The organism is Saccharopolyspora sp. ASAGF58, from assembly GCF_012277335.1.
Lineage (GTDB): Bacteria > Actinomycetota > Actinomycetes > Mycobacteriales > Pseudonocardiaceae > Saccharopolyspora > Saccharopolyspora hattusasensis.
In genome coordinates this window covers 3,441,545-3,458,921 of record NZ_CP040605.1, presented here as the reverse complement: position 1 = coordinate 3,458,921, position 17,377 = coordinate 3,441,545, and the positions used below count along the sequence as shown (strand labels likewise).

17 protein-coding genes and 1 pseudogene are annotated in these 17,377 nt (G+C 69.7%); 7 read left to right on the top strand and 11 right to left on the bottom strand.

All coding sequences use genetic code 11. From position 1 onward, the window contains the following. Positions 1–26 precede the first annotated feature (26 nt). Positions 27–803: an isoprenyl transferase gene (locus FDZ84_RS16450; RefSeq protein ID WP_168586634.1), complete on the bottom strand. Its 777-nt coding sequence runs from the start codon at positions 801–803 to the stop codon at positions 27–29. 223 nt (positions 804–1,026) lie between these two features. On the opposite strand from FDZ84_RS16450, the gene FDZ84_RS16445 reads away from it, so the two are divergent. Beyond that, positions 1,027–1,704, top strand: a complete 678-nt coding sequence (locus FDZ84_RS16445; RefSeq protein ID WP_168586633.1) for a hemolysin III family protein — start codon at positions 1,027–1,029, stop codon at positions 1,702–1,704. Positions 1,705–1,790: 86 nt separating this feature from the next. Here the strand turns inward: FDZ84_RS16445 and FDZ84_RS16440 are convergent, their stop codons facing one another. Both FDZ84_RS16440 and FDZ84_RS16435 read right to left on the bottom strand, forming a co-directional pair. Continuing rightward, complete coding sequence (locus FDZ84_RS16440; RefSeq protein ID WP_168586632.1) at positions 1,791–2,405, bottom strand: hypothetical protein; 615 nt, start codon at positions 2,403–2,405, stop codon at positions 1,791–1,793. A 138-nt stretch (positions 2,406–2,543) separates the two neighbouring features. After that, positions 2,544–4,568, bottom strand: a complete 2,025-nt coding sequence (locus FDZ84_RS16435; RefSeq protein ID WP_168586631.1) for a thioredoxin domain-containing protein — start codon at positions 4,566–4,568, stop codon at positions 2,544–2,546. A gap of 354 nt (positions 4,569–4,922) precedes the next feature. Here FDZ84_RS16435 and xylB point away from each other — a divergent pair, with 354 nt between their 5' ends. Further along, positions 4,923–6,314 carry a xylulokinase gene (xylB, locus tag FDZ84_RS16430; protein WP_168586630.1) on the top strand — a complete coding sequence of 464 codons (1,392 nt, stop codon included), beginning with the start codon at positions 4,923–4,925 and terminating at the stop codon, positions 6,312–6,314. A 117-nt stretch (positions 6,315–6,431) separates the two neighbouring features. Here the strand turns inward: xylB and FDZ84_RS16425 are convergent, their stop codons facing one another. Genes FDZ84_RS16425 through mca form a run of 3 tightly spaced genes read right to left on the bottom strand, consistent with a single transcriptional unit; the run spans position 6,432 to position 7,833 of the window. Next, positions 6,432–6,602 carry a hypothetical protein gene (locus tag FDZ84_RS16425; RefSeq protein ID WP_168586629.1) on the bottom strand — a complete coding sequence of 57 codons (171 nt, stop codon included), beginning with the start codon at positions 6,600–6,602 and terminating at the stop codon, positions 6,432–6,434. 41 nt (positions 6,603–6,643) lie between these two features. Next, entirely contained in the window at positions 6,644–6,955 is a 312-nt protein-coding gene (locus tag FDZ84_RS16420) for a hypothetical protein (protein WP_168586628.1), read from the bottom strand. After that, on the bottom strand, positions 6,952–7,833 hold the full coding sequence (gene mca / locus FDZ84_RS16415; RefSeq protein ID WP_168586627.1) for a mycothiol conjugate amidase Mca: 882 nt from the start codon (positions 7,831–7,833) through the stop codon (positions 6,952–6,954). The genes FDZ84_RS16420 and mca overlap by 4 nt, the downstream gene beginning before the upstream one ends. A gap of 196 nt (positions 7,834–8,029) precedes the next feature. Between mca and FDZ84_RS16410 the strand changes: the two genes are divergently transcribed. Both FDZ84_RS16410 and greA read left to right on the top strand, forming a co-directional pair. Continuing rightward, positions 8,030–8,467, top strand: coding sequence for a DUF4307 domain-containing protein (locus tag FDZ84_RS16410; RefSeq protein ID WP_246869045.1), 438 nt, complete (start codon positions 8,030–8,032; stop codon positions 8,465–8,467). 191 nt (positions 8,468–8,658) lie between these two features. After that, positions 8,659–9,147 (top strand): transcription elongation factor GreA, encoded by a 489-nt coding sequence (greA, locus tag FDZ84_RS16405; protein WP_190818614.1) that lies wholly within the window; start codon positions 8,659–8,661, stop codon positions 9,145–9,147. Between the two features lie 65 nt (positions 9,148–9,212). On the opposite strand, the gene FDZ84_RS16400 is transcribed toward greA, so the two are convergent. Further along, a complete protein-coding gene (locus FDZ84_RS16400; RefSeq protein ID WP_168586625.1) occupies positions 9,213–9,713 on the bottom strand; it encodes an Lrp/AsnC family transcriptional regulator in 501 nt (166 codons plus the stop codon). A gap of 216 nt (positions 9,714–9,929) precedes the next feature. Between FDZ84_RS16400 and hppD the strand changes: the two genes are divergently transcribed. Next, the gene (gene hppD / locus FDZ84_RS16395) at positions 9,930–11,075 is read left to right on the top strand and encodes a 4-hydroxyphenylpyruvate dioxygenase (RefSeq protein ID WP_168590105.1); all 1,146 of its coding nucleotides are present in this window, start codon (positions 9,930–9,932) and stop codon (positions 11,073–11,075) included. Between the two features lie 20 nt (positions 11,076–11,095). On the opposite strand, the gene ilvA is transcribed toward hppD, so the two are convergent. Beyond that, the gene (gene ilvA, locus FDZ84_RS16390) at positions 11,096–12,307 is read right to left on the bottom strand and encodes a threonine ammonia-lyase (protein ID WP_168586624.1); all 1,212 of its coding nucleotides are present in this window, start codon (positions 12,305–12,307) and stop codon (positions 11,096–11,098) included. 238 nt (positions 12,308–12,545) lie between these two features. Here ilvA and FDZ84_RS16385 point away from each other — a divergent pair, with 238 nt between their 5' ends. Beyond that, positions 12,546–12,797, top strand: a complete 252-nt coding sequence (locus tag FDZ84_RS16385) for a hypothetical protein (protein ID WP_246869044.1) — start codon at positions 12,546–12,548, stop codon at positions 12,795–12,797. Positions 12,798–12,992: 195 nt separating this feature from the next. On the opposite strand, the gene FDZ84_RS16380 is transcribed toward FDZ84_RS16385, so the two are convergent. Continuing rightward, a complete protein-coding gene (locus tag FDZ84_RS16380) occupies positions 12,993–14,138 on the bottom strand; it encodes a cystathionine gamma-synthase (protein ID WP_168586623.1) in 1,146 nt (381 codons plus the stop codon). Between the two features lie 470 nt (positions 14,139–14,608). Here FDZ84_RS16380 and FDZ84_RS40685 point away from each other — a divergent pair. Next, a pseudogene (locus FDZ84_RS40685) lies at positions 14,609–14,761 on the top strand (phospholipase A2); the annotation flags it as partial. A gap of 79 nt (positions 14,762–14,840) precedes the next feature. Here FDZ84_RS40685 and FDZ84_RS16370 read toward each other — a convergent pair. Beyond that, on the bottom strand, positions 14,841–15,881 hold the full coding sequence (locus tag FDZ84_RS16370; RefSeq protein WP_168586622.1) for a hypothetical protein: 1,041 nt from the start codon (positions 15,879–15,881) through the stop codon (positions 14,841–14,843). A gap of 101 nt (positions 15,882–15,982) precedes the next feature. After that, a complete protein-coding gene (locus tag FDZ84_RS16365; RefSeq protein ID WP_168586621.1) occupies positions 15,983–17,350 on the bottom strand; it encodes a cystathionine beta-synthase in 1,368 nt (455 codons plus the stop codon). Positions 17,351–17,377 lie beyond the last annotated feature (27 nt).

Genomic DNA, 17,377 nt, shown 5'->3' with positions numbered 1-17,377 from the left:
CGACCTGGCCTTTCCGCTTGTCGGGGTCAGCCGCCGAAGCGGCGGTGCCGGACCGCGTAGTCGCGGAGCGCGCGGAGGAAGTCGACCCGGCGGAAGGCGGGCCAGTACGCCTCGGTGAACCAGAACTCGGAGTGCGCCGACTGCCACAGCATGAACCCGGACAGGCGCTGCTCCCCCGAGGTGCGGATCAGCAGGTCGGGGTCGGGTTGCCCGGAGGTGTAGAGGTGCTCGGCGATGTGGTCGACGGTGAGGACCTCCGCCAGCTCCTCGATCGTGGTGCCGACTTCGGCGTGCTTCTGCAGCAGCTTGCGCACCGCGTCGGCGATCTCCCGGCGCCCTCCGTAGCCGACCGCGACGTTGACCTGCATGCCCGTGCGGCCCTTGGTCCGCAGTGCGGCGGCGGACAGCCGCGCGGCGGTCTCGGTGGGCAGCACGTCGAGGGCGCCGACGATCCGCACCCGCCACGGCGTGGCCGGGTCGGTGAGCCGGTCCACCACCCCGGCGATGATCTCCATCAGAGCGTTCAGCTCGTCGGGGGTGCGGTTGAGGTTGTCGGTGGACAGCAGCCACAGCGTGACGACCTCGACCTCGGCCTCTTCGCACCAGCCGAGCAGTTCGGCGATCTTGCGGGCGCCGGCACGGTGGCCGTGGGCGGCGTCCAGGCCGGCCTCCTTGGCCCACCTACGGTTGCCGTCCAGGATGACGCCGACGTGCCTGGGATGTTGCAACCCGTCGAGCTTCCGGCGTAGCCGCCGCTCGTACAGGTCGTAGATGAGTTCTTTCAACCGAACCTTGAGCGCCACGCCCGATGAGCCTACGCGGATCCCGAAGCCGCGCGGCCCCCCACCTCAGTCCGAAGTGCCGCAGTCCGAAGTGCCGCGCGGATCACGCCGGGAACGCACCGCGGCCCGCTCGGCTGCGGAACCCCAGGTGGCCGACTTGCACGCACGGCGGAGCGCCGGTGCTGTTGACCACGTCGCCCGTGCGACCCCTGGCCGCGAACCTACGGTCCCGTAACCTCGATGTGTGACTAGCGCCCTCTCCGCTCGCCGCTCGACCGCATTCGTGAAACCGCGGATGCGCGGCTGGATCCACTTCTGGTCGCTGGTGGTGTCAGTTGCCGCCGGTGCCACGTTGATCGCCCTCGCAGCCTCGACCGTGTCGGCCGCCGCCGCCGTGGGCACCTCCATTTACGTCGCGACCGTGCTGGGCCTGTTCGGCGTCAGCGCTCTCTACCACCGCAAGACCTGGAAGACGATCGGGGCGCGCACCTGGATGCGGCGGCTCGACCACTCGATGATCTTCCTGTTCATCGCGGGCACCTACACGCCGTTCGCGATGGTGGCCATGCGGCCCACGACGGGTGCGGTGGTGCTCGCCGTCGTCTGGGGTGGCGCGCTGGGCGGCGTGATCCTGAAGCTCGCCTGGCCCAACGCACCGCGCTGGGTGGGCGTGCCGGTCTACATCGCGCTGGGGTGGGTCGCGGTGTTCGTGTTCCCCGACCTGCTGCACAACGCCGGGATCGCGGTGCTTGTGTTGCTGATCGCCGGCGGGCTGATGTACACGGCGGGCGCGATCTTTTACGCGACCCGGTGGCCAGACCTGTGGCCGAAGACCTTCGGCTACCACGAGTTCTTCCACGCGGCGGTGTCGCTGGCCGCGATCTGCCACCACATCGCGATCTGGCTCGCGCTCTACGCATAGGGGCTCGCGCTTTACGCATAGGAATGTCGCCGGGGTCGTTTTGCGTGGCGGTGCGGGTGGCTGGAAGTCGTGAGTGCGAAAACGGGTCAGAGCCGGTTTTCGCACTCACGAACCGGCTCCGGGCCGCGGTTGCGCAGTTCGTCGACCTTGGACAGGGCTTCGCGGAGTTCGCCCAGCCAGTCCTCGGTGTGCTGGCCGACCAGCCGCACCGCCCAGGCCAACGCCTCGGAGCGGGACCGGGCCACCCCCGCGTCCACGAGCGTGTCCAGCACCATGCGCTCGGGCTGGTGGAGCCGGGTCATCACCGGCACGGATAGCGTGGTGAACAGCTCCTCGGTGTCGCCGAGCCGGGCACCCCAGGCGACCTTGCGGCCGTAGCGGTGCTCCGCTTGACGGGCGATCTCGATCCGCTCGTCGCGGGTCTCCTCGCGGAAGCGCGCGATCCGGCCGTTCTCCGCGGCGGCGCGCTCGGCGTCGTCGGCGAATTCGCCGCCCACCGGCGGCAGTTCGCCGACCACCAGGATCTCCTCGCGGTCCACGGTGACGGCCGGGCCACCGCTGAACCACCCCTCGGGCAGCCGCCCGGTGAACCACGCCTTGGCGTCCTCGGCCGTCGGCGGCTCGCTGCGCCGCCCGCCACCCGCAGACGGCGGACCTCCCCGACCTCGACCGCGAGCCGTTCGACCAAACCTCGAATACATGACTCCCACCTCCCGATTACATAATTACACAGTTACATCGCAGGTGGGAGGGTTGCCGTTTGGCCCGCAGCGAAACCGGCCGGCGCGGCGCCGTGAGTCCTTGGGCAGCTAGAGCGACACAGAAGACTCACGGCGCCCTCAGCGGGTCAGGGAATCGATGAGGTCTTCGGCCGTGGTGACCGGGCGGTCGCAAACGTAGCCGCGGCACACGTACGCCGCGGCGGCTCCGCCGACCAGCGGCCGCCCCGCCAGCAGCGGCACCCGGCTCGCCTCCGGCTTTCCGGCCAGCGCCACGGCTCCGCCCGGGACGCTCCGCCGCGCCGCGGCGAGCAGCGCCGCCCGGTCGGCGTCGTCGGCTTCGCCGACCACCGCGACCTGGAGCGGGCCGTGGGCGCGAGCCTCGGCGACGCTGAGCCAGTGACCCGCGAAGCGGGGAGCGCGCTGCGCGAGGAGCCCGGCACGGGCGAGCGCCCGCTCCGCCGCGGCGCGGTAGCGCGCGGTGGCGTCCGGGCCGGCGAGCGCGGCAGCGGTGAGCAGGGCCGAGGCGATAGCCGAGGCCCCGGCGGGGCTGGCGTTGTCGGTGGGGTCGGAGGGGCGGCGGACGAGGGATTCGGCGTCGGCCGCGGTGTCGTGAAACATGCCCGGGTGGTCGGCGTCGGCGAACTGCTCCAGGGCCGTGTCCAGCAGCGAGCACGCCGCTTCGAGCCAGCGCGGCTCGCCGGTCGCCTGGTGCAACGCGAGTAGTCCGTCGGCGAAGCAGCCGTAGTCGTCCAGCACTCCGGCGGCCGTTCCGACCACGCCGTCTCGGGATGTGCGCCGCAACCGGTCGTCGATCAGGTGCCGCTCCAGCAACAGCTCCGCCGCCTTCGCCGCCGCGTCGAGCCAGCGCGGTTCGTCGAGCACCTCGGCCGCCTCGGCCAGCGCGGTGATCGCCATGCCGTTCCAGGCGGTGACGACCTTGTCGTCCTTGCCCGGCTGCGGGCGCTGGTCGCGGGCTTCGCGGAGGCTGTCGCGCACCCGCCGCCAGCGGGCCGGGTCGTCGGGGTCGTGCTTGAGCTGCAGCGTCGACGCGCCGTTCTCGAAGGTGCCCGCCTCGGTGACCTCGAACAGCTGCGCCGCCCATTCCCCGTCGACCGGGCCGAGGACCTCCCGCAACTGGTCCGGCGTCCACACGTAGGTCAGCCCTTCGACCCCTTCGGTGTCGGCGTCCAGCGAAGCCGCGAAGCCGCCTTCCGGCGTCCGCAGGTCGTGCAGCAGGAACTCGGCCGTCTCGCGGGCCACCCGCTCGCCGAGCGAGTCGCCGAGCCGGGCGAGGTGCACGTACGTCCGGAGCAGCAAGGCGTTGTCGTACAACATCTTCTCGAAGTGGGGCACCACCCACGCGGAGTCGACGCTGTAGCGCGCGAAGCCACCCGCCAGCTGGTCGTAGATGCCGCCGCGGGCCATCGCCGAGCAGGTGGCTTCGGCGAGCTCCAGCGCGGAGTGACCGTCCTCCGGAATGCCGACCCGCTCGTGGTGGCGCAGCAGGAACTCCAGCACCATCGACGGCGGGAACTTCGGCGCACCGCCAAATCCGCCATGGACCGCGTCGAATTCCGCGTGCAGCCGGGAAACCGCACCGGCCAGCACATCTTCGTCCAAAATGGACTCCGGGAGCGGGGCGCGCTGCGCGGCCAGCTGCGCCACCACCCGCGTGGCGGCCTTCCGGACATCCTCGCCGCGACCGCTCCATGCCTGCGCCACGGCGTGCAGCAGTTGACCGAACGACGGCATGCCGGACATCGGCTGCGCCGGGTAGTAGGTGCCGCAGTGGAAGGGTTCGCCGTCCGGGGTGAGGAAGCAGGTCATCGGCCAGCCGCCCTGCCCGGTCATCGCCTGGGTGGCCTCCATGTAGACGGAGTCGATGTCCGGCCGCTCCTCGCGGTCCACCTTGACGTTCACGAAGTTCTCGTTCATCACCCGCGCGATTTCCGCGTCCTCGAACGATTCGTGCGCCATCACGTGGCACCAGTGGCAGGCCGCGTAGCCGACGGACAGCAGCACCGGCACGTCCCGCCGCCGCGCCTCGGTGAACGCCTCGGGCGACCAGGGCCACCAGTCGACCGGGTTGTCGGCGTGCTGGAGCAGGTAGGGGCTGGTCGCGTTCGCAAGCCGGTTCGCCATGTCTCCGACAGTAGTCCGGGGTTCCCGCACCCGTCATCGGCAGCCGTGACAACACCCACGACCGAGAAGACGCCTACTCACTTGACCCGCGTTGCGAGGTCGCTCAGTTCAGCAACGCGCTCGACTCACGATCGCTATGCGACGGGCCTGCGGCCCGCCCTTGACCCCGGAGCCGCGCGTTAGGGGCCGTAGCGAGTCTCTGGCGGATGTTCCGCACGACCGAGCCTGGGTCTTTCTCACGACAACGTGTTACACAAATAACCTCATCTCGGCCAGGACTAATCGTCACCAAGAAACGCCGGGAGCAACGACGAGGGAAGAGGTTTCCACTGTGGACAACGTAGGGGCGGCGCGATGACCCTGGTCGCCGGAATCGACTCCTCCACCCAGTCCACCAAGGTCGTGATCTGCGACGCCACGACCGGAACCGTGCTGAGGGAGGGCCGCGCACCGCACCCGGACGGCACGGTCGCCGACCCGGAGAGCTGGTGGCAGGCGCTGACCAACGCCACCGAAGGCCTCCTCGACGGCGTCGCCGCCATCGGCGTCGCCGCCCAGCAGCACGGCATGGTGGCGCTGGACGAGCAGGGCACGCCGGTCCGCCCCGCCCTGTTGTGGAACGACAACCGCTCCGCGCAGGCCGCGATCGACCTGACCCGGGAGCTCGGCGGGCCGCAGGCGTGCGCCGAGGCGATCGGCACCCTACCTGTCGCCAGCCTCACCGCCAGCAAGCTGAGGTGGCTGGCCGAGCACGAGCCGCACCTGGCCGACCGGGTGACCGACGTGCTGCTGCCGCACGACTGGTTGATCTGGCGGCTGACCGGCGAATTCGTCACGGACCGCGGTGACGCGTCCGGCACCGGCTACTGGTCACCGCGAGAAGGCCGGTACCGGCAGGACGTGCTGGCCACCGCCTTCGGCGGCCGGACGCCCCGCACGCCCCGGGTGCTCGCCCCGGCCGAACCAGCCGGGCGCACCCGGGACGGCATGCTGGTTTCGGCCGGCACGGGCGACAACATGGGCGCCGCGCTGGGCTTGGACGTCCGGCCCGGCGACGTCGTGGTGTCGCTGGGCACCAGCGGGACCGTGTTCGCCTCGGTCGACAAGCCGAGCGCGGACCCGACCGGCCAGATCGCCGGATTCGCCGATGCGACGGGCAGATTCCTGCCGCTGGTGTGCACGCTCAACGCGGCCCGGGTGCTCACCGCGACGGCGGCGATGATCGGCGTCGAGATGGCCGAGTTCGACCGGCTGGCCTGCGGGGCCGAGCCCGGTGCCGGCGGGCTCGCGCTGCTGCCGTACCTCGACGGCGAGCGGACCCCGATCCTGCCGGACGCCAGCGGCACCCTCCTGGGCCTCCGGCGCGACAACATGACACCCGAGAACCTTGCGCGGGCCGCCGTCGAGGGGATGCTGTGCGGACTCGCTGCCGGTGTCGATGCGCTGCGCGCGGACGGCGTCGAGGTGGCCCGGGTGCTGCTCATCGGCGGCGCAGCCCAATCGCGGGCGGTACAGGTCGCGGCGCCGCTGATCTTCGGCGTGCCGGTGACGGTGCCCGCGCCCGCGGAGTACGTCGCCCGGGGAGCCGCCCGGCAGGCGGCGTGGGCGCTGGCGGGAACGGCGCGGCCGCCGGAATGGGCGCTGCCGGGAGCAGCGGAGCTCGAAGTCGTCGATTCGGAGGCGGGCGCCCGCATCCGCGAACTCCACCACGGGGCGTTCGCCCAGGTGCACGGCGAAACCGCCTGAGCCGGAAGGGCCGTGAGCGCTCTTGGGTGTCATGGCACCCGGGGGTTTCTGGGCTTCGTCGGGCGACTCGTCGCGAGCAGGAGTTCAGCACGTGGCTACGAGGACTGGTCACCGAACTCACCGACGTGTGGGGCCGTCCCGTCGGGCGTCGTGGGTGGCGATTTCGCGCGAAATCGCCACCCGCTCCGTCCCGTCTTCCGCCGCGATCGACTCGGGCAGGAAGTCGGATTCGACTTCCGCGTCGATCACCACCTGATCGTGCCTGACCCGGAAAGCAGTCGGGGTCATCCGGCGCTCCGGATGACCCCGATTCGGCTTCGCCCCCGCTACTAGGGGGCTTCTTCCTTGTCCGGCTTCGCCTCGCCCTGCTCCGCTTCCGGCTCTTCGCCGTGCTTCGCCTCCGCTTGCTTCACCCTCGCCGGGGCCGCTGCCGCGGCCTTCTGCTCGTCGAAGACCACCGGGAGCTTCTTCAGGTGCTTGGTCATCGAGCGGACCAGGAGCACCACCGCGATGGCGAAGACGATCAGCAGCACCAGGCCGACCGGGGAGGACTTGCCGAAGTCCTCGCCCTGGCCACCCGGGTCGTTCGGCGGAGCGGGGGCCTGCGCCAGCACGTGGGCGACAGTCTCCCAGGCAGTCATGCGCACACCTTCTCCTGCACGCCGGAGAACAGGTCGTCCTCCGGCAACGTGGTGTCGACCAGCGAGCGCACCAGCTCGTAGTCCTCAGTCGGCCACAGCTCGCGCTGAATGTCGAGCGGGACCGCGAACCAGCGGCTGTCCGGGTCGATCTGGGTCGCGTGGGCTCGCAGCGCGTCGTCGCGCTGCTCGAAGTACTCCCCGCACTCGACCCGCGTGGTGACCCGCTCGTCCGGGTCCGGTCGGGTGGAGTCCCACTTCTCCAGCCACTCGCCGTACGGCGACTCCAGGCCGTTGGCCAGCAGCGCCTCGTGGAACAGCTGCATGCGCTTGCGGGAGAAGCCGTGCGAGTAGTACAGCTTCAGCGGCTGCCACGGCTCGCCCGCGTCCTGGTGCAGGTCGGGGTCGCCGGCCGCGTCGAAGGCCGCCACCGAGATCTCGTGGCACCGGATGTGGTCCGGGTGCGGGTAGCCGCCGTTCTCGTCGTAGGTGATAACCACGTGCGGGCGGAATTCCCGCATCGCCTTCACCAGCTCGCGGGTCGAGACCTCCATCGGCACGGTGGCGAAGACGCCCTCCGGCAATGGCGGCAGCGGGTCGCCCTCCGGCAACCCGGAGTCGACGAAGCCCAGCCACCGGTGCTGCACCCCGAGGATCTCGGCCGCTGCGGCCATCTCCGCGCGGCGGACCTCCGTCAGGTTCTCGACGACCTCGGGCCGGTCCATGGCCGGGTTGAGGATGCTGCCCGCCTCACCGCCCGTGCAGGTGACCACCATCACCTCGTGACCTTCGGCCACGTAGCGCGCGGTCGTCGCGGCTCCCTTGCTGGACTCGTCGTCCGGGTGCGCGTGCACCGTCATCAGCCGCAGCTTGTCCGCCATCGCCCGGTAGCCCTCCCGCTTTGCAGCATCTCTCGTGAACGCGGCCCCGCTGACAGGCCGTGGGACACCCCAGGGATACTTAACGTGGATGTCGGGTCCCATTGTTCCCGGTGGGTCCGACGTTCCTGGCGCCAGCCCCCGCATGACCCGTCCGCGGGCGGTGGCGAAGCCCGTAGTCGAAAGGCCTCCCAGCCCGGTGACGAACCAGCAGATCCCGCAGGACCGGTACGGTTCGCGTGCCCGCTCGCGGACGCGCCCGGGCCTCCGCTGGGCGCTGATAGCGGTCGTGCTGGTCGCCCTGGTGGGCGTGGCGATCGTGGGCTACCGCAACCTCGGCAGCGCGCCGATCGAGGGCAAGCAGGTCGCGTTCGAGATCCTCGACGACCACTCGGTGCAGATCATCCTCGAAGTCCAGCGCGACGAGCCCCAGCGGCCCGCCGACTGCGTGGTGCGCGCCCGCGCCGAGTCCGGTGCGGAAGTCGGTCGCAAAGAGGTCCTGATCCAACCTGCGGACGGCATCACCAGGCAGGAGACTGTCTTGCGGACCTCCGCCCGGGCGACCATCGGGGAGGTGTACGGCTGCACTTACAACGTTCCTGAATATTTGTCCACCCACCTACGGCCGACTGGGTGAACACCGGCGTACCGCGCCGGGTGCTGGGAAAATCCCGCCCCGGGTCGTGGTGCTTCGTGCTATTGTCGACTTCAGCACGGTCCCGCGCGGGCCGTGTTTTTCCGTTACTTGGCTATCGCCAAGGAATAAAGCGCGGAAATGCAATTCGCCCGTGGGGAAACGCGGGCCGCAGTCGACGAGGAGTGGTGACCGTGAGCGAGACCCAGGTGACCTGGCTGACCCAGGATGCTTACGACCGGCTCAAGGGAGAGCTGGACGAGCTCGTGGCCAACCGCCCGGCTATCGCCGCGAAGATCAACGAGGCCCGCGAGGAAGGCGACCTGCGGGAGAACGGCGGCTACCACGCCGCACGCGAGGAGCAGGGCCAGATCGAGGCCCGCATCCGCCAGCTGCAGGAGCTGCTGCGCACCGCCAAGGTCGGCGACGTGCCCACGGAGTCGGGCGTCGCCCGCCCGGGCTCGGTGCTGACCGTCCGCTACGACGGCGAGGACGAGACCGAGAAGTTCCTGCTGGCCACCCGCGAAGAAGGCGCGCATGGCGACCTGGAGGTCTACTCGCCGAGCTCCCCGCTGGGCAAGGCGCTGCTGGACGCCAAGGAAGGCGAGATCCGGGAGTACGAGCTGCCCAACGGCGGCACGATGACGGTCACCCTGGTCAAGGCCGAGCCCTTCTCCGGCTGAGCCGACCTGATTCTTCCCGCGGGCGTCCCCGGCAGAGGGGGACGCCCGCTGTTCTTTGCGCCAGATCAGGACTCCGGGCGCGCGCCATCGGCCGCTAGGCGTTCGAGCAGCGGGCGCACCCTCGGAGCCACCGGCGTGGACAGGGCGATCGACGTCGAGGTGCGCCGAACCCCGGACACCCCGACGATCTCATCGATGACCCGTTGCAGGTCGGCGTTGGAGCGGGCGACCATCCGCACGAACAGGTCCCCTTGCCCGGTCGTCGCGTGCACCTCGCACACCTCGTCGATCGCCGCCAGCTGCTCCGCCACCAGGCCCCGGTGCCCCTGCGCGATCTCCAGCACCGCGAAGGCGGTCAGGCCGTAACCCATCGCCGCCAGGTCCAGCTCCGGCGGGAAGCCCAGCAGGACGCCGCGCTGCACCAGCCGATCCATCCGCGCCTGCACGGTGCCGCGCGCGACGCCGAGCCGACGCGAGCACTCCAGCACCCCGAGCCGGGGCTCGTCGGAGAGCAACAGCAGCAACCGGGCGTCCAACGCGTCGAGCCCCTCAACACTGGGAGCCATTTCATATCCCTTGTTCAGGTTGACCAATAAAGCCAGCGATTCGGATCAAATACTTGTCAATTTGTGCAGCGAAATCAACGGCTGTTGCTCAGGATGACCTGTCAGGCGCACGCTGGCGCCGTCACCGCTTCGGCGAAACACGGGGAGGACATCGTGACCGGCACCGTCAACCACGGCAGCCAGACCAGGCAGCTCGACGACGTCACGTTCGACCAGATGCAGCGCCTCGTCGGCCTAGTCGAACACGACGACTCGAAGGACCCGTTCCCGGTCAAGGCGCTCGACGCAGTGGTGTTCGTCGTCGGCAACGCCACCCAGAGCGCGCTGTTCTACCAGGTCGCGTTCGGCATGGAGCTGATCGCGTGCTCCGGTCCCGAGCACGGCAACCGGGACCACAAGGCCTTCGTGCTGAAGTCCGGGTCGGGCCGGTTCGTGCTGAAGGGCGCGGTGGACCCGGACAGCCCGCTCGCCGACCACCACCGCCGGCACGGCGACGGCGTCGTCGACCTCGCCCTCGAGGTGCTCGACGTCGACAAGTGCGTCGAGCACGCCCGCGCGCAGGGCGCCACGGTGCTCGAAGAACCGCACGACGTCTCCGACGAGCACGGCACGATCCGGACGGCGGCGATCGCCACCTACGGCGAGACCCGGCACACGCTGCTGGACCGCAGCCGCTACACCGGTCCCTACCTGCCCGGATACGTCGCACAGCAGGGCAGTTACGTCAAGCCGGCCGACGCCCCCAAGCGGCTGTTCCAGGCCGTGGACCACTGCGTGGGCAACGTCGAGCTCGGTCAGATGGACCGCTGGGTCGAGTTCTACAACCGCGTCATGGGCTTCGTGAACATGGCCGAGTTCGTCGGCGACGACATCGCCACCGACTACTCGGCGCTGATGAGCAAGGTGGTGGCCAACGGCAACCACCGGGTCAAGTTCCCGCTCAACGAGCCGGCCGTCGGCAAGCGGAAGTCGCAGATCGACGAGTACCTGGAGTTCTACCGGGGCTCGGGCTGCCAGCACATCGCGCTGGCCACCGGCGACATCATCAAGACCGTCACCGCGATGCGGGCCGCCGGCGTGGAGTTCCTGAACACGCCGGACGCCTACTACGCCGACCCGGCGCTGCGGGCCCGGATCGGCGAGGTGCGAGTGCCGATCGAGACGCTGAAGGAGCACGGCATCCTGGTCGACCGCGACGAGGACGGCTACCTGCTGCAGATCTTCACCAAGCCGATCGGCGACCGGCCGACCGTGTTCTACGAGCTGATCGAGCGGCACGGTTCGCTGGGCTTCGGCAAGGGCAACTTCAAGGCCCTTTTCGAGGCGATCGAACGCGAGCAGGAGCGCCGCGGAAATCTTTGAACATCCACGGTCCGATGGGATCAGCCTTCGGACACGAGGGTGAAGCCCGCGGCTTCTAGTTCGTCGACGACGTCCTGGCGATGCTCGGGGCCGCGGGTTTCCAACGAGATCTCGACGTCGACCTCGCCAAGCGCGAGCGCACCGGAGATCCGGGAGTGCTCGATGTCGAGGACGTTCGCGGAGAGCTCGCCCAGCTTCGCCAGCAGGCCCGCCAGCGAGCCGGGCCGGTCCGGCAGCCGCACCCGCAGCGAGAGGTAGCGGCCTGCCGAGCTCATGCCGTGCCGGATCAGCTGGAGCAGCAGCAACGGGTCGATGTTGCCGCCGGAGAGCACCGCAACGGTCGGCGATGTGACCTGCTCGGGGTGTTCCAGCAGCGCCGCGACGGCGGCTCCCCCGGCCGGTTCGACCACGAGCTTCGCCCGCTCCAAGCACAGCAGCAGGGCCCGCGACAGGGCCTCCTCGCTGACCGTCAGCACGCCGTCGACCAGCGCCGCCACGTGCGCGAACGGGACCGGACCCGGCTCGCCGACAGCGATCCCGTCGGCCATCGTCTGGGTATCGGCCAGCCGCACCGGCTTGCCCGCGGCCAGCGAAACCGGCCACGCCGCGGCCTGCTCGGCCTGCACCGCGAGCACCTTGACGTGCGGGTGTTCGGCCTTGACCGCCGCGGCGATACCCGCGACCAACCCACCGCCGCCGGTGGGCACCACGATGCTGCGGACTTCGGGGAGCTGGGCCAGGATCTCCAGCCCGACAGTGCCCTGACCTGCGACGATGTCGGGATGGTCGTAAGGGTGGATGAACTCCGCCCCGGTCTGTCGCGCGTACTCCCGCGCCGCCGCGAGCGTTTCCCCCAGCGCAACGCCGTGCAACCTGACGTCGGCGCCGTAGGACTTGGTGGCCGCTAGCTTCGGCAGCGGCACCAGCTCCGGCATGAACACCGTGGCGTGGATGCCGAGCAGCGACGCGGCCAGCGCCACACCCTGCGCGTGGTTCCCGGCGCTTGCGGCGACCACCCCGGCGGCACGGTGTGCCTCGTCCAGCGCGAGCAGCCGCGTGTAGGCGCCGCGGAGCTTGAACGAGCCGGTGCGCTGGAGGTTCTCGCACTTGAAGAAGACTTCGCCGCCGCAGTACTCGCCGAGCACCCGGGAATGCTCGACGGGGGTGCGCCGCGCGATCCCGGCGAGCTGCTCGTCGGCGGCCCGGATTCGGTCCAGATCGACCAGCGGCATGGGCCAATCGTGCCACCGCGCAACGCGGGCCACCTGCGGCACTTTCGGTACCCTCGAACGAGCGGCCGGTCGCCCGGACCGCACCGTGAGGAACGCTTGGCAGCCGACGAGGGCTGTGGCGGGGCAAGCTGTCGCGGAGGGGGCATTGCGCAGTCATCGAGCACCCGTGAACACCGGCCCCGGTGTCGCGCATGCCGCTCGTCCGACGTTGGTGCCGGGGCCGAACATAGGAGGAAGCATGACGCGGCTGACCCCTATGAACAGCGCGTTCCCGCTGGTCACCGGCCTTGCCACGGCGGCGGCCCTGTCCGGCGTAGCGGTGTTCGCGGTGCTGCAATCCGGATGCGACGAGCCGGGCTCCTACCGTTCGCAAGACGGCGTGGTGGAGCTGATCGGCGGCTGCCTGAAGCCCGACGACCTCCCGGTCAATCCCCGGTACCCGACCGGCACCCGCCCGCTCGGCAGCAGCGACCCGTCCCTTGAACGCTGATCCCCGAGCCGCCATCCCAGAATCGGGGGCGCAATTTCGCGAGAAATTGGCGTTCACCCGGGTGATGGTCAATTTCTCGCGAAATTGGCGCCTGCACACGGCGCTGGGCCGTGACGGTCACGGTACGTTGCTGGCTCCGTCACCCGGGGGTGGCGCAATTTCGCGAGAAATTGCGCCGCCCCTGGGTGAAGGGGGTCAGCCGAGGGCGGTGAGGAGGTCCTCGACCAGGTCGTCGGCTTCTTCGATGCCGACCGACAGCCGCACCAGGTCGGACGGGACCTGCAGCATCGAGCCCGCGGTGCTGGCGTGCGTCATACGACCCGGATGCTCGATCAGCGACTCCACCCCGCCCAGCGATTCGGCCAGCGTGAACAGCCGGGTGCGCGAGCAGGCCTCCAGCGCCGCTTCCTCGCCGTCGGCGTGGAGGAAGGAGACCATCCCGCCGAAATGGCGCATCTGCTTCGCCGCCACCTCGTGGCCGGGGTGCTCCGGCAGGCCCGGGTAGAGCACCTTCGCGACCTTCGGGTGGCCGACCAGCGCGGCGACGATGCGCTCGGCGTTGGCGCTGTGCCGCTCCATCCGCACGGCGAGGGTCTTGATGCCACGCAGCGTCAGGAACGCGTCGAACGGCCCAGGCACCGCGCCCGCCCCGTTCTGCAAGAACGCGACCTGCTCGGCGAGCTCGTCGTCGGAGGTGACCACCGCGCCACCCACCACGTCGGAATGCCCGCCCAGGTACTTGGTGGTCGAGTGCACCACGACGTTCGCGCCGAGCTCCAGCGGCTGTTGCAGGTACGGCGAGGCGAAGGTGTTGTCCACGACCAGCTTCGTGCCCGCATCGCGGGAGACCTGCGCCAGGGCGGCGATGTCGCCGACGTTGAGCAGCGGGTTGGTGGGCGTCTCGACCCAGATCACCTTGGTGTTCGGGCGGATTGCCGCCCGAACTGCGTCCACATCGGACACCGGGGCGGGGGTGTACTCGATGCCCCAGCCGCTGAGCACCTTGTCCACCAGCCGGAACGTGCCGCCGTAGGCGTCGTCCGGGATGACCAGGTGGTCTCCGGGCCGCAGGGTGGCGCGCAGCACCGCGTCGGTTGCCGCCATGCCCGAGGCGAACGCGCGCCCGTGCCGGCCGCCTTCCAGCTCGGCCAGGCATTCCTCCAGCGCGGTGCGGGTGGGGTTGCCGGTGCGGGAGTACTCGTAGCCGCCGCGCATGCCGCCCACCCCGTCCTGGGCGTAGGTCGACGTGGCGTGGATCGGCACGATCACCGAACCGGTCGTCGGGTCTGCCTCCTGGCCCGCGTGAATGGCGCGGGTGGCGAAGCCGTAGCCGTCACTCATGTGGAGCAGCGTACGACCCGGCCATCGCAGCGGCGCACCGGGCAGAGGAACGCCCGGCCGCAACGGCCTGCTTGGGCGAGCGCGCCTCAACAACAGGATTAGCCCCGCCGCATCAACAGCCAGCTTCCGTGCCGCCGAATAGAGCAATTTACATTCATCTGCACGACCTGGAGGGAACTGGTTCCTCCAGGAGTAAATTTGCGCAATTGTCGCAAAAAGTCGCCATTTTGGACCCCCCCATTAGCATCAGCGCCGCAATCAGACGTAAGTGTGGGGTGGGGAGTCAATCTGAGATGAAACAGAAGAAAGCGATAACTTCTGCCCTGAAGCGTTTTTCACTCGCAACGCTCGCAACGTTCGCAAGTATGACACTGATCACGCTTTGCAAATGCCGCAGCGGAACTATCGGACTCAACCGCACCGACCTCGTCACCCACCGCGGTAATCAATGAGGCCAGGCCAACCGCATCATGCGGCTCGACGCCGGCCAATTCATGCGGGAACCCGGGAATCCTCCGTTCGACTGGTCGACGGATGGATGCTCCGCTCCCATCCCCGGGAGCGAGAGCTGGAACATACGTTTCTACACCGCATGTGCGCAGCACGACTTTGGCTACCGCAACTACGGGGACCAAGTAATTGAAGAAGCGTGGCCCCGGACTTCAAGTCCGGGGCCACGCTCTTTGACTCATCATCAGCAATTTACCACTGCGGGGGCTGCGGCGGCTGTTGCCCGCCAGCAGGCGGGAAACCACCGGGCTGCTGGCCCGGCTGGCCGAACTGCTGCGGCGGCGCCTGCTGACCGAACTGCTGCGGCTGACCGAACTGCTGCGGCTGACCGAACTGCTGCGCTTGGCCGAACTGCTGCGGCTGGGCTGGCTGGCCGAAGCCGCCCTGCGGCGGCTGGCCGTAACCACCCGCGGCCGGCGCTGGCGCACCGGCCTTCACCTTCATCCCTTGCGTGGTGGACGGCAGCCACCACAACACCAGAATCGCGGCACCGATCAACAATGTGATGATCCCGGAGAGGACGGCCCCCTGCACGATGTTGACGATGGCGCCGACGACTGCCAGGCCGGACATCACCGTGACCAGGATCCGTCCCCACTGCTTGCCCTTGCCGCCGAACAAGGAACCCGTGATCCACAGGCCACCCATGACCAGAACCAACAGGATAATGATGATCCCGTATACCGGAATGAACGCCAGTGCGGCAATGCCGCCGATAAAACCGAAGATCACGGAAAGCGCAGCGAGACCGATGGTGACCCACTGCGCCACCGGCAGCGTGCCAAGACTTCCCTGGCCCGACGGGGCGGGCTGGCCGTAGGCGGCCTGGGGCGCCGGGGCGCCGAAGCCGGCCTGTGCCTGCGGGGCCGGGAAGCCGCCGCTCGGCGGGCCCGACTGCTGCGGCTGCGCCGGGAAACCGCCGGGCTGGCTCTGGGTGCCCGGCTGCTGGTACATGGGCTGCGGCGGCTGCATCGACGGCGGCACCATCGCGGTCGCCTCCGCACCGCCGCCCTGACCGGCCAGGCCTGGCTGCTGGTACATGGGCTGCGGCGGCTGCATCGACGGCGGCACAACCTGCGTCGAGTCGGACGGCGGCTGCTGGCCCTGCGCCTGCACAGGTCGGACGACCTGGGTCGCGTCGCTGCCAGCCTGGTTGGGGTCCTGCGGGTCCATCCGGTTCGAAATGGGGTCCGAACCCTGCTGACCGCCGTCCGGCGGCTGCGGAGAGCTCATCGGGTGTCCTACTCCTCGAGGCTTAAAGCAAAAATCCTGGGCATGCGATCACACACGCTAGCTGATCGACCAGCAGCGTAGTGCCGTTCCGCAACAAGTCGTCATCGGCCAGCGATGAAACCGAGCACATCCTGTCGGGTCACCACGCCCGCGGGCTTCCCGTCGATCAGCACCATGGCCCCATCGGCCCCGGCCAGCGCGGCCATCGCGGCGCTGATCTCCTCGCCCGCGCCGATGGTCGGCAGCGGCGGCGACATGTGCAGCTCGACCCGGTCCGCGAGGTTCGCGCGGCCGGCGAACAGCGCGTCGAGCAGGTCCCGCTCGTTGACCGCGCCGACTACCTCGGCGGCCATGATCGGCGGCTCCGCGCTGACCACCGGCATCTGCGAGACACCGAACTCGCGCAGGATCGCGACCGCCTCGGCGACGGTCTCGTTCGGGTGAACGTGCACCAGGTCTGGGATGGTGCCGTCCTTGCGGCGCAGCACGTCGCCGACCGACCCGCCGCCGTGGTCCGGGGACAGGAAGCCGTAGGAGGCCATCCACGAGTCGTTGAAGACCTTCGTCAGGTAGCCGCGGCCGCCGTCGGGCAGCAGCACGACGATCACGTCGTCCGGGCCGGTCCTCTCGGCGATCTTCAGGGCCGCCGCGACCGCCATCCCGCAGGAGCCGCCGACCAGGAGCGCCTCCTCGCGGGCCAGGCGGCGGGTCATCTCGAAGGAGTCGGCGTCGGAGACCGCCACGATCTCGTCGCAGATGTCCCGGTCGTAGGTGGTCGGCCAGAAGTCCTCGCCGACGCCTTCCACCAGGTAGGGCCGCCCGTTGCCGCCGGAGTAGACCGAGCCCTCCGGGTCGGCGCCGATGACCTGCACCCGGCCGTCGGAGACCTTCTTGAGGTAGTCGCCGGTGCCGGAGATGGTGCCACCGGTGCCGATGCCGGCCACGAAGTGCGTCACCTTGCCGCCGGTCTGTTCCCAGATCTCCGGGCCGGTGGAGTGCACGTGCGATTCCGGGTTGGCCGGGTTCGCGTACTGGTTCGGCTTCCAGGCGCCCTCGATCTCCTGGACCAGGCGGTCGGAGACGTTGTAGTAGGAGTCCGGGTGCTCCGGCGGCACGGCCGTCGGGCACACCACGACCTCCGCGCCGTAGGCCTTGAGGACGTTGCGCTTGTCCTCGCTGACCTTGTCCGGGCAGACGAACACGCAGCGATAGCCCTTGCGCTGGGCGACCATCGCCAGCCCCACCCCGGTGTTGCCGGAGGTCGGCTCCACGATGGTGCCGCCCGGGCGCAGTTCGCCGGACGCCTCCGCGGCCTCGATCATGCGCAGCGCGATGCGGTCCTTCACGCTGCCGCCGGGGTTCAGGTACTCAACCTTGGCAAGCACCGGGGTTTGCCCGGTGGCCACCGCGTTAAGCCGCACCAGCGGTGTGTTGCCCACCAGTTCGGTGACGTGCTCGACGTAGTCCACGTCCGGTCCTCGATCCTTCGTAACTGC

Excerpts from the sequence above, each read along its gene's own strand:
- hppD (WP_168590105.1), top strand. The coding sequence starts at position 9,930 with ATGCAGCGCCTCGTCGGCCTAGTCGAACACGACGACTCGAAGGACCCG.
- ilvA (WP_168586624.1), bottom strand. The coding sequence starts at position 12,307 with ATGCCGCTGGTCGATCTGGACCGAATCCGGGCCGCCGACGAGCAGCTC.
- FDZ84_RS16425 (WP_168586629.1), bottom strand. The coding sequence starts at position 6,602 with ATGACCCCGACTGCTTTCCGGGTCAGGCACGATCAGGTGGTGATCGAC.
- mca (WP_168586627.1), bottom strand. The coding sequence starts at position 7,833 with ATGGCGGACAAGCTGCGGCTGATGACGGTGCACGCGCACCCGGACGAC.
- FDZ84_RS16435 (WP_168586631.1), bottom strand. The coding sequence starts at position 4,568 with ATGGCGAACCGGCTTGCGAACGCGACCAGCCCCTACCTGCTCCAGCAC.
- FDZ84_RS16385 (WP_246869044.1), top strand. The coding sequence starts at position 12,546 with ATGACGCGGCTGACCCCTATGAACAGCGCGTTCCCGCTGGTCACCGGC.
- FDZ84_RS16380 (WP_168586623.1), bottom strand. The coding sequence starts at position 14,138 with ATGAGTGACGGCTACGGCTTCGCCACCCGCGCCATTCACGCGGGCCAG.
- FDZ84_RS16400 (WP_168586625.1), bottom strand. The coding sequence starts at position 9,713 with ATGGCTCCCAGTGTTGAGGGGCTCGACGCGTTGGACGCCCGGTTGCTG.
- FDZ84_RS16370 (WP_168586622.1), bottom strand. The coding sequence starts at position 15,881 with ATGAGCTCTCCGCAGCCGCCGGACGGCGGTCAGCAGGGTTCGGACCCC.
- xylB (WP_168586630.1), top strand. The coding sequence starts at position 4,923 with ATGACCCTGGTCGCCGGAATCGACTCCTCCACCCAGTCCACCAAGGTC.
- FDZ84_RS16420 (WP_168586628.1), bottom strand. The coding sequence starts at position 6,955 with ATGACTGCCTGGGAGACTGTCGCCCACGTGCTGGCGCAGGCCCCCGCT.
- FDZ84_RS16440 (WP_168586632.1), bottom strand. The coding sequence starts at position 2,405 with ATGTATTCGAGGTTTGGTCGAACGGCTCGCGGTCGAGGTCGGGGAGGT.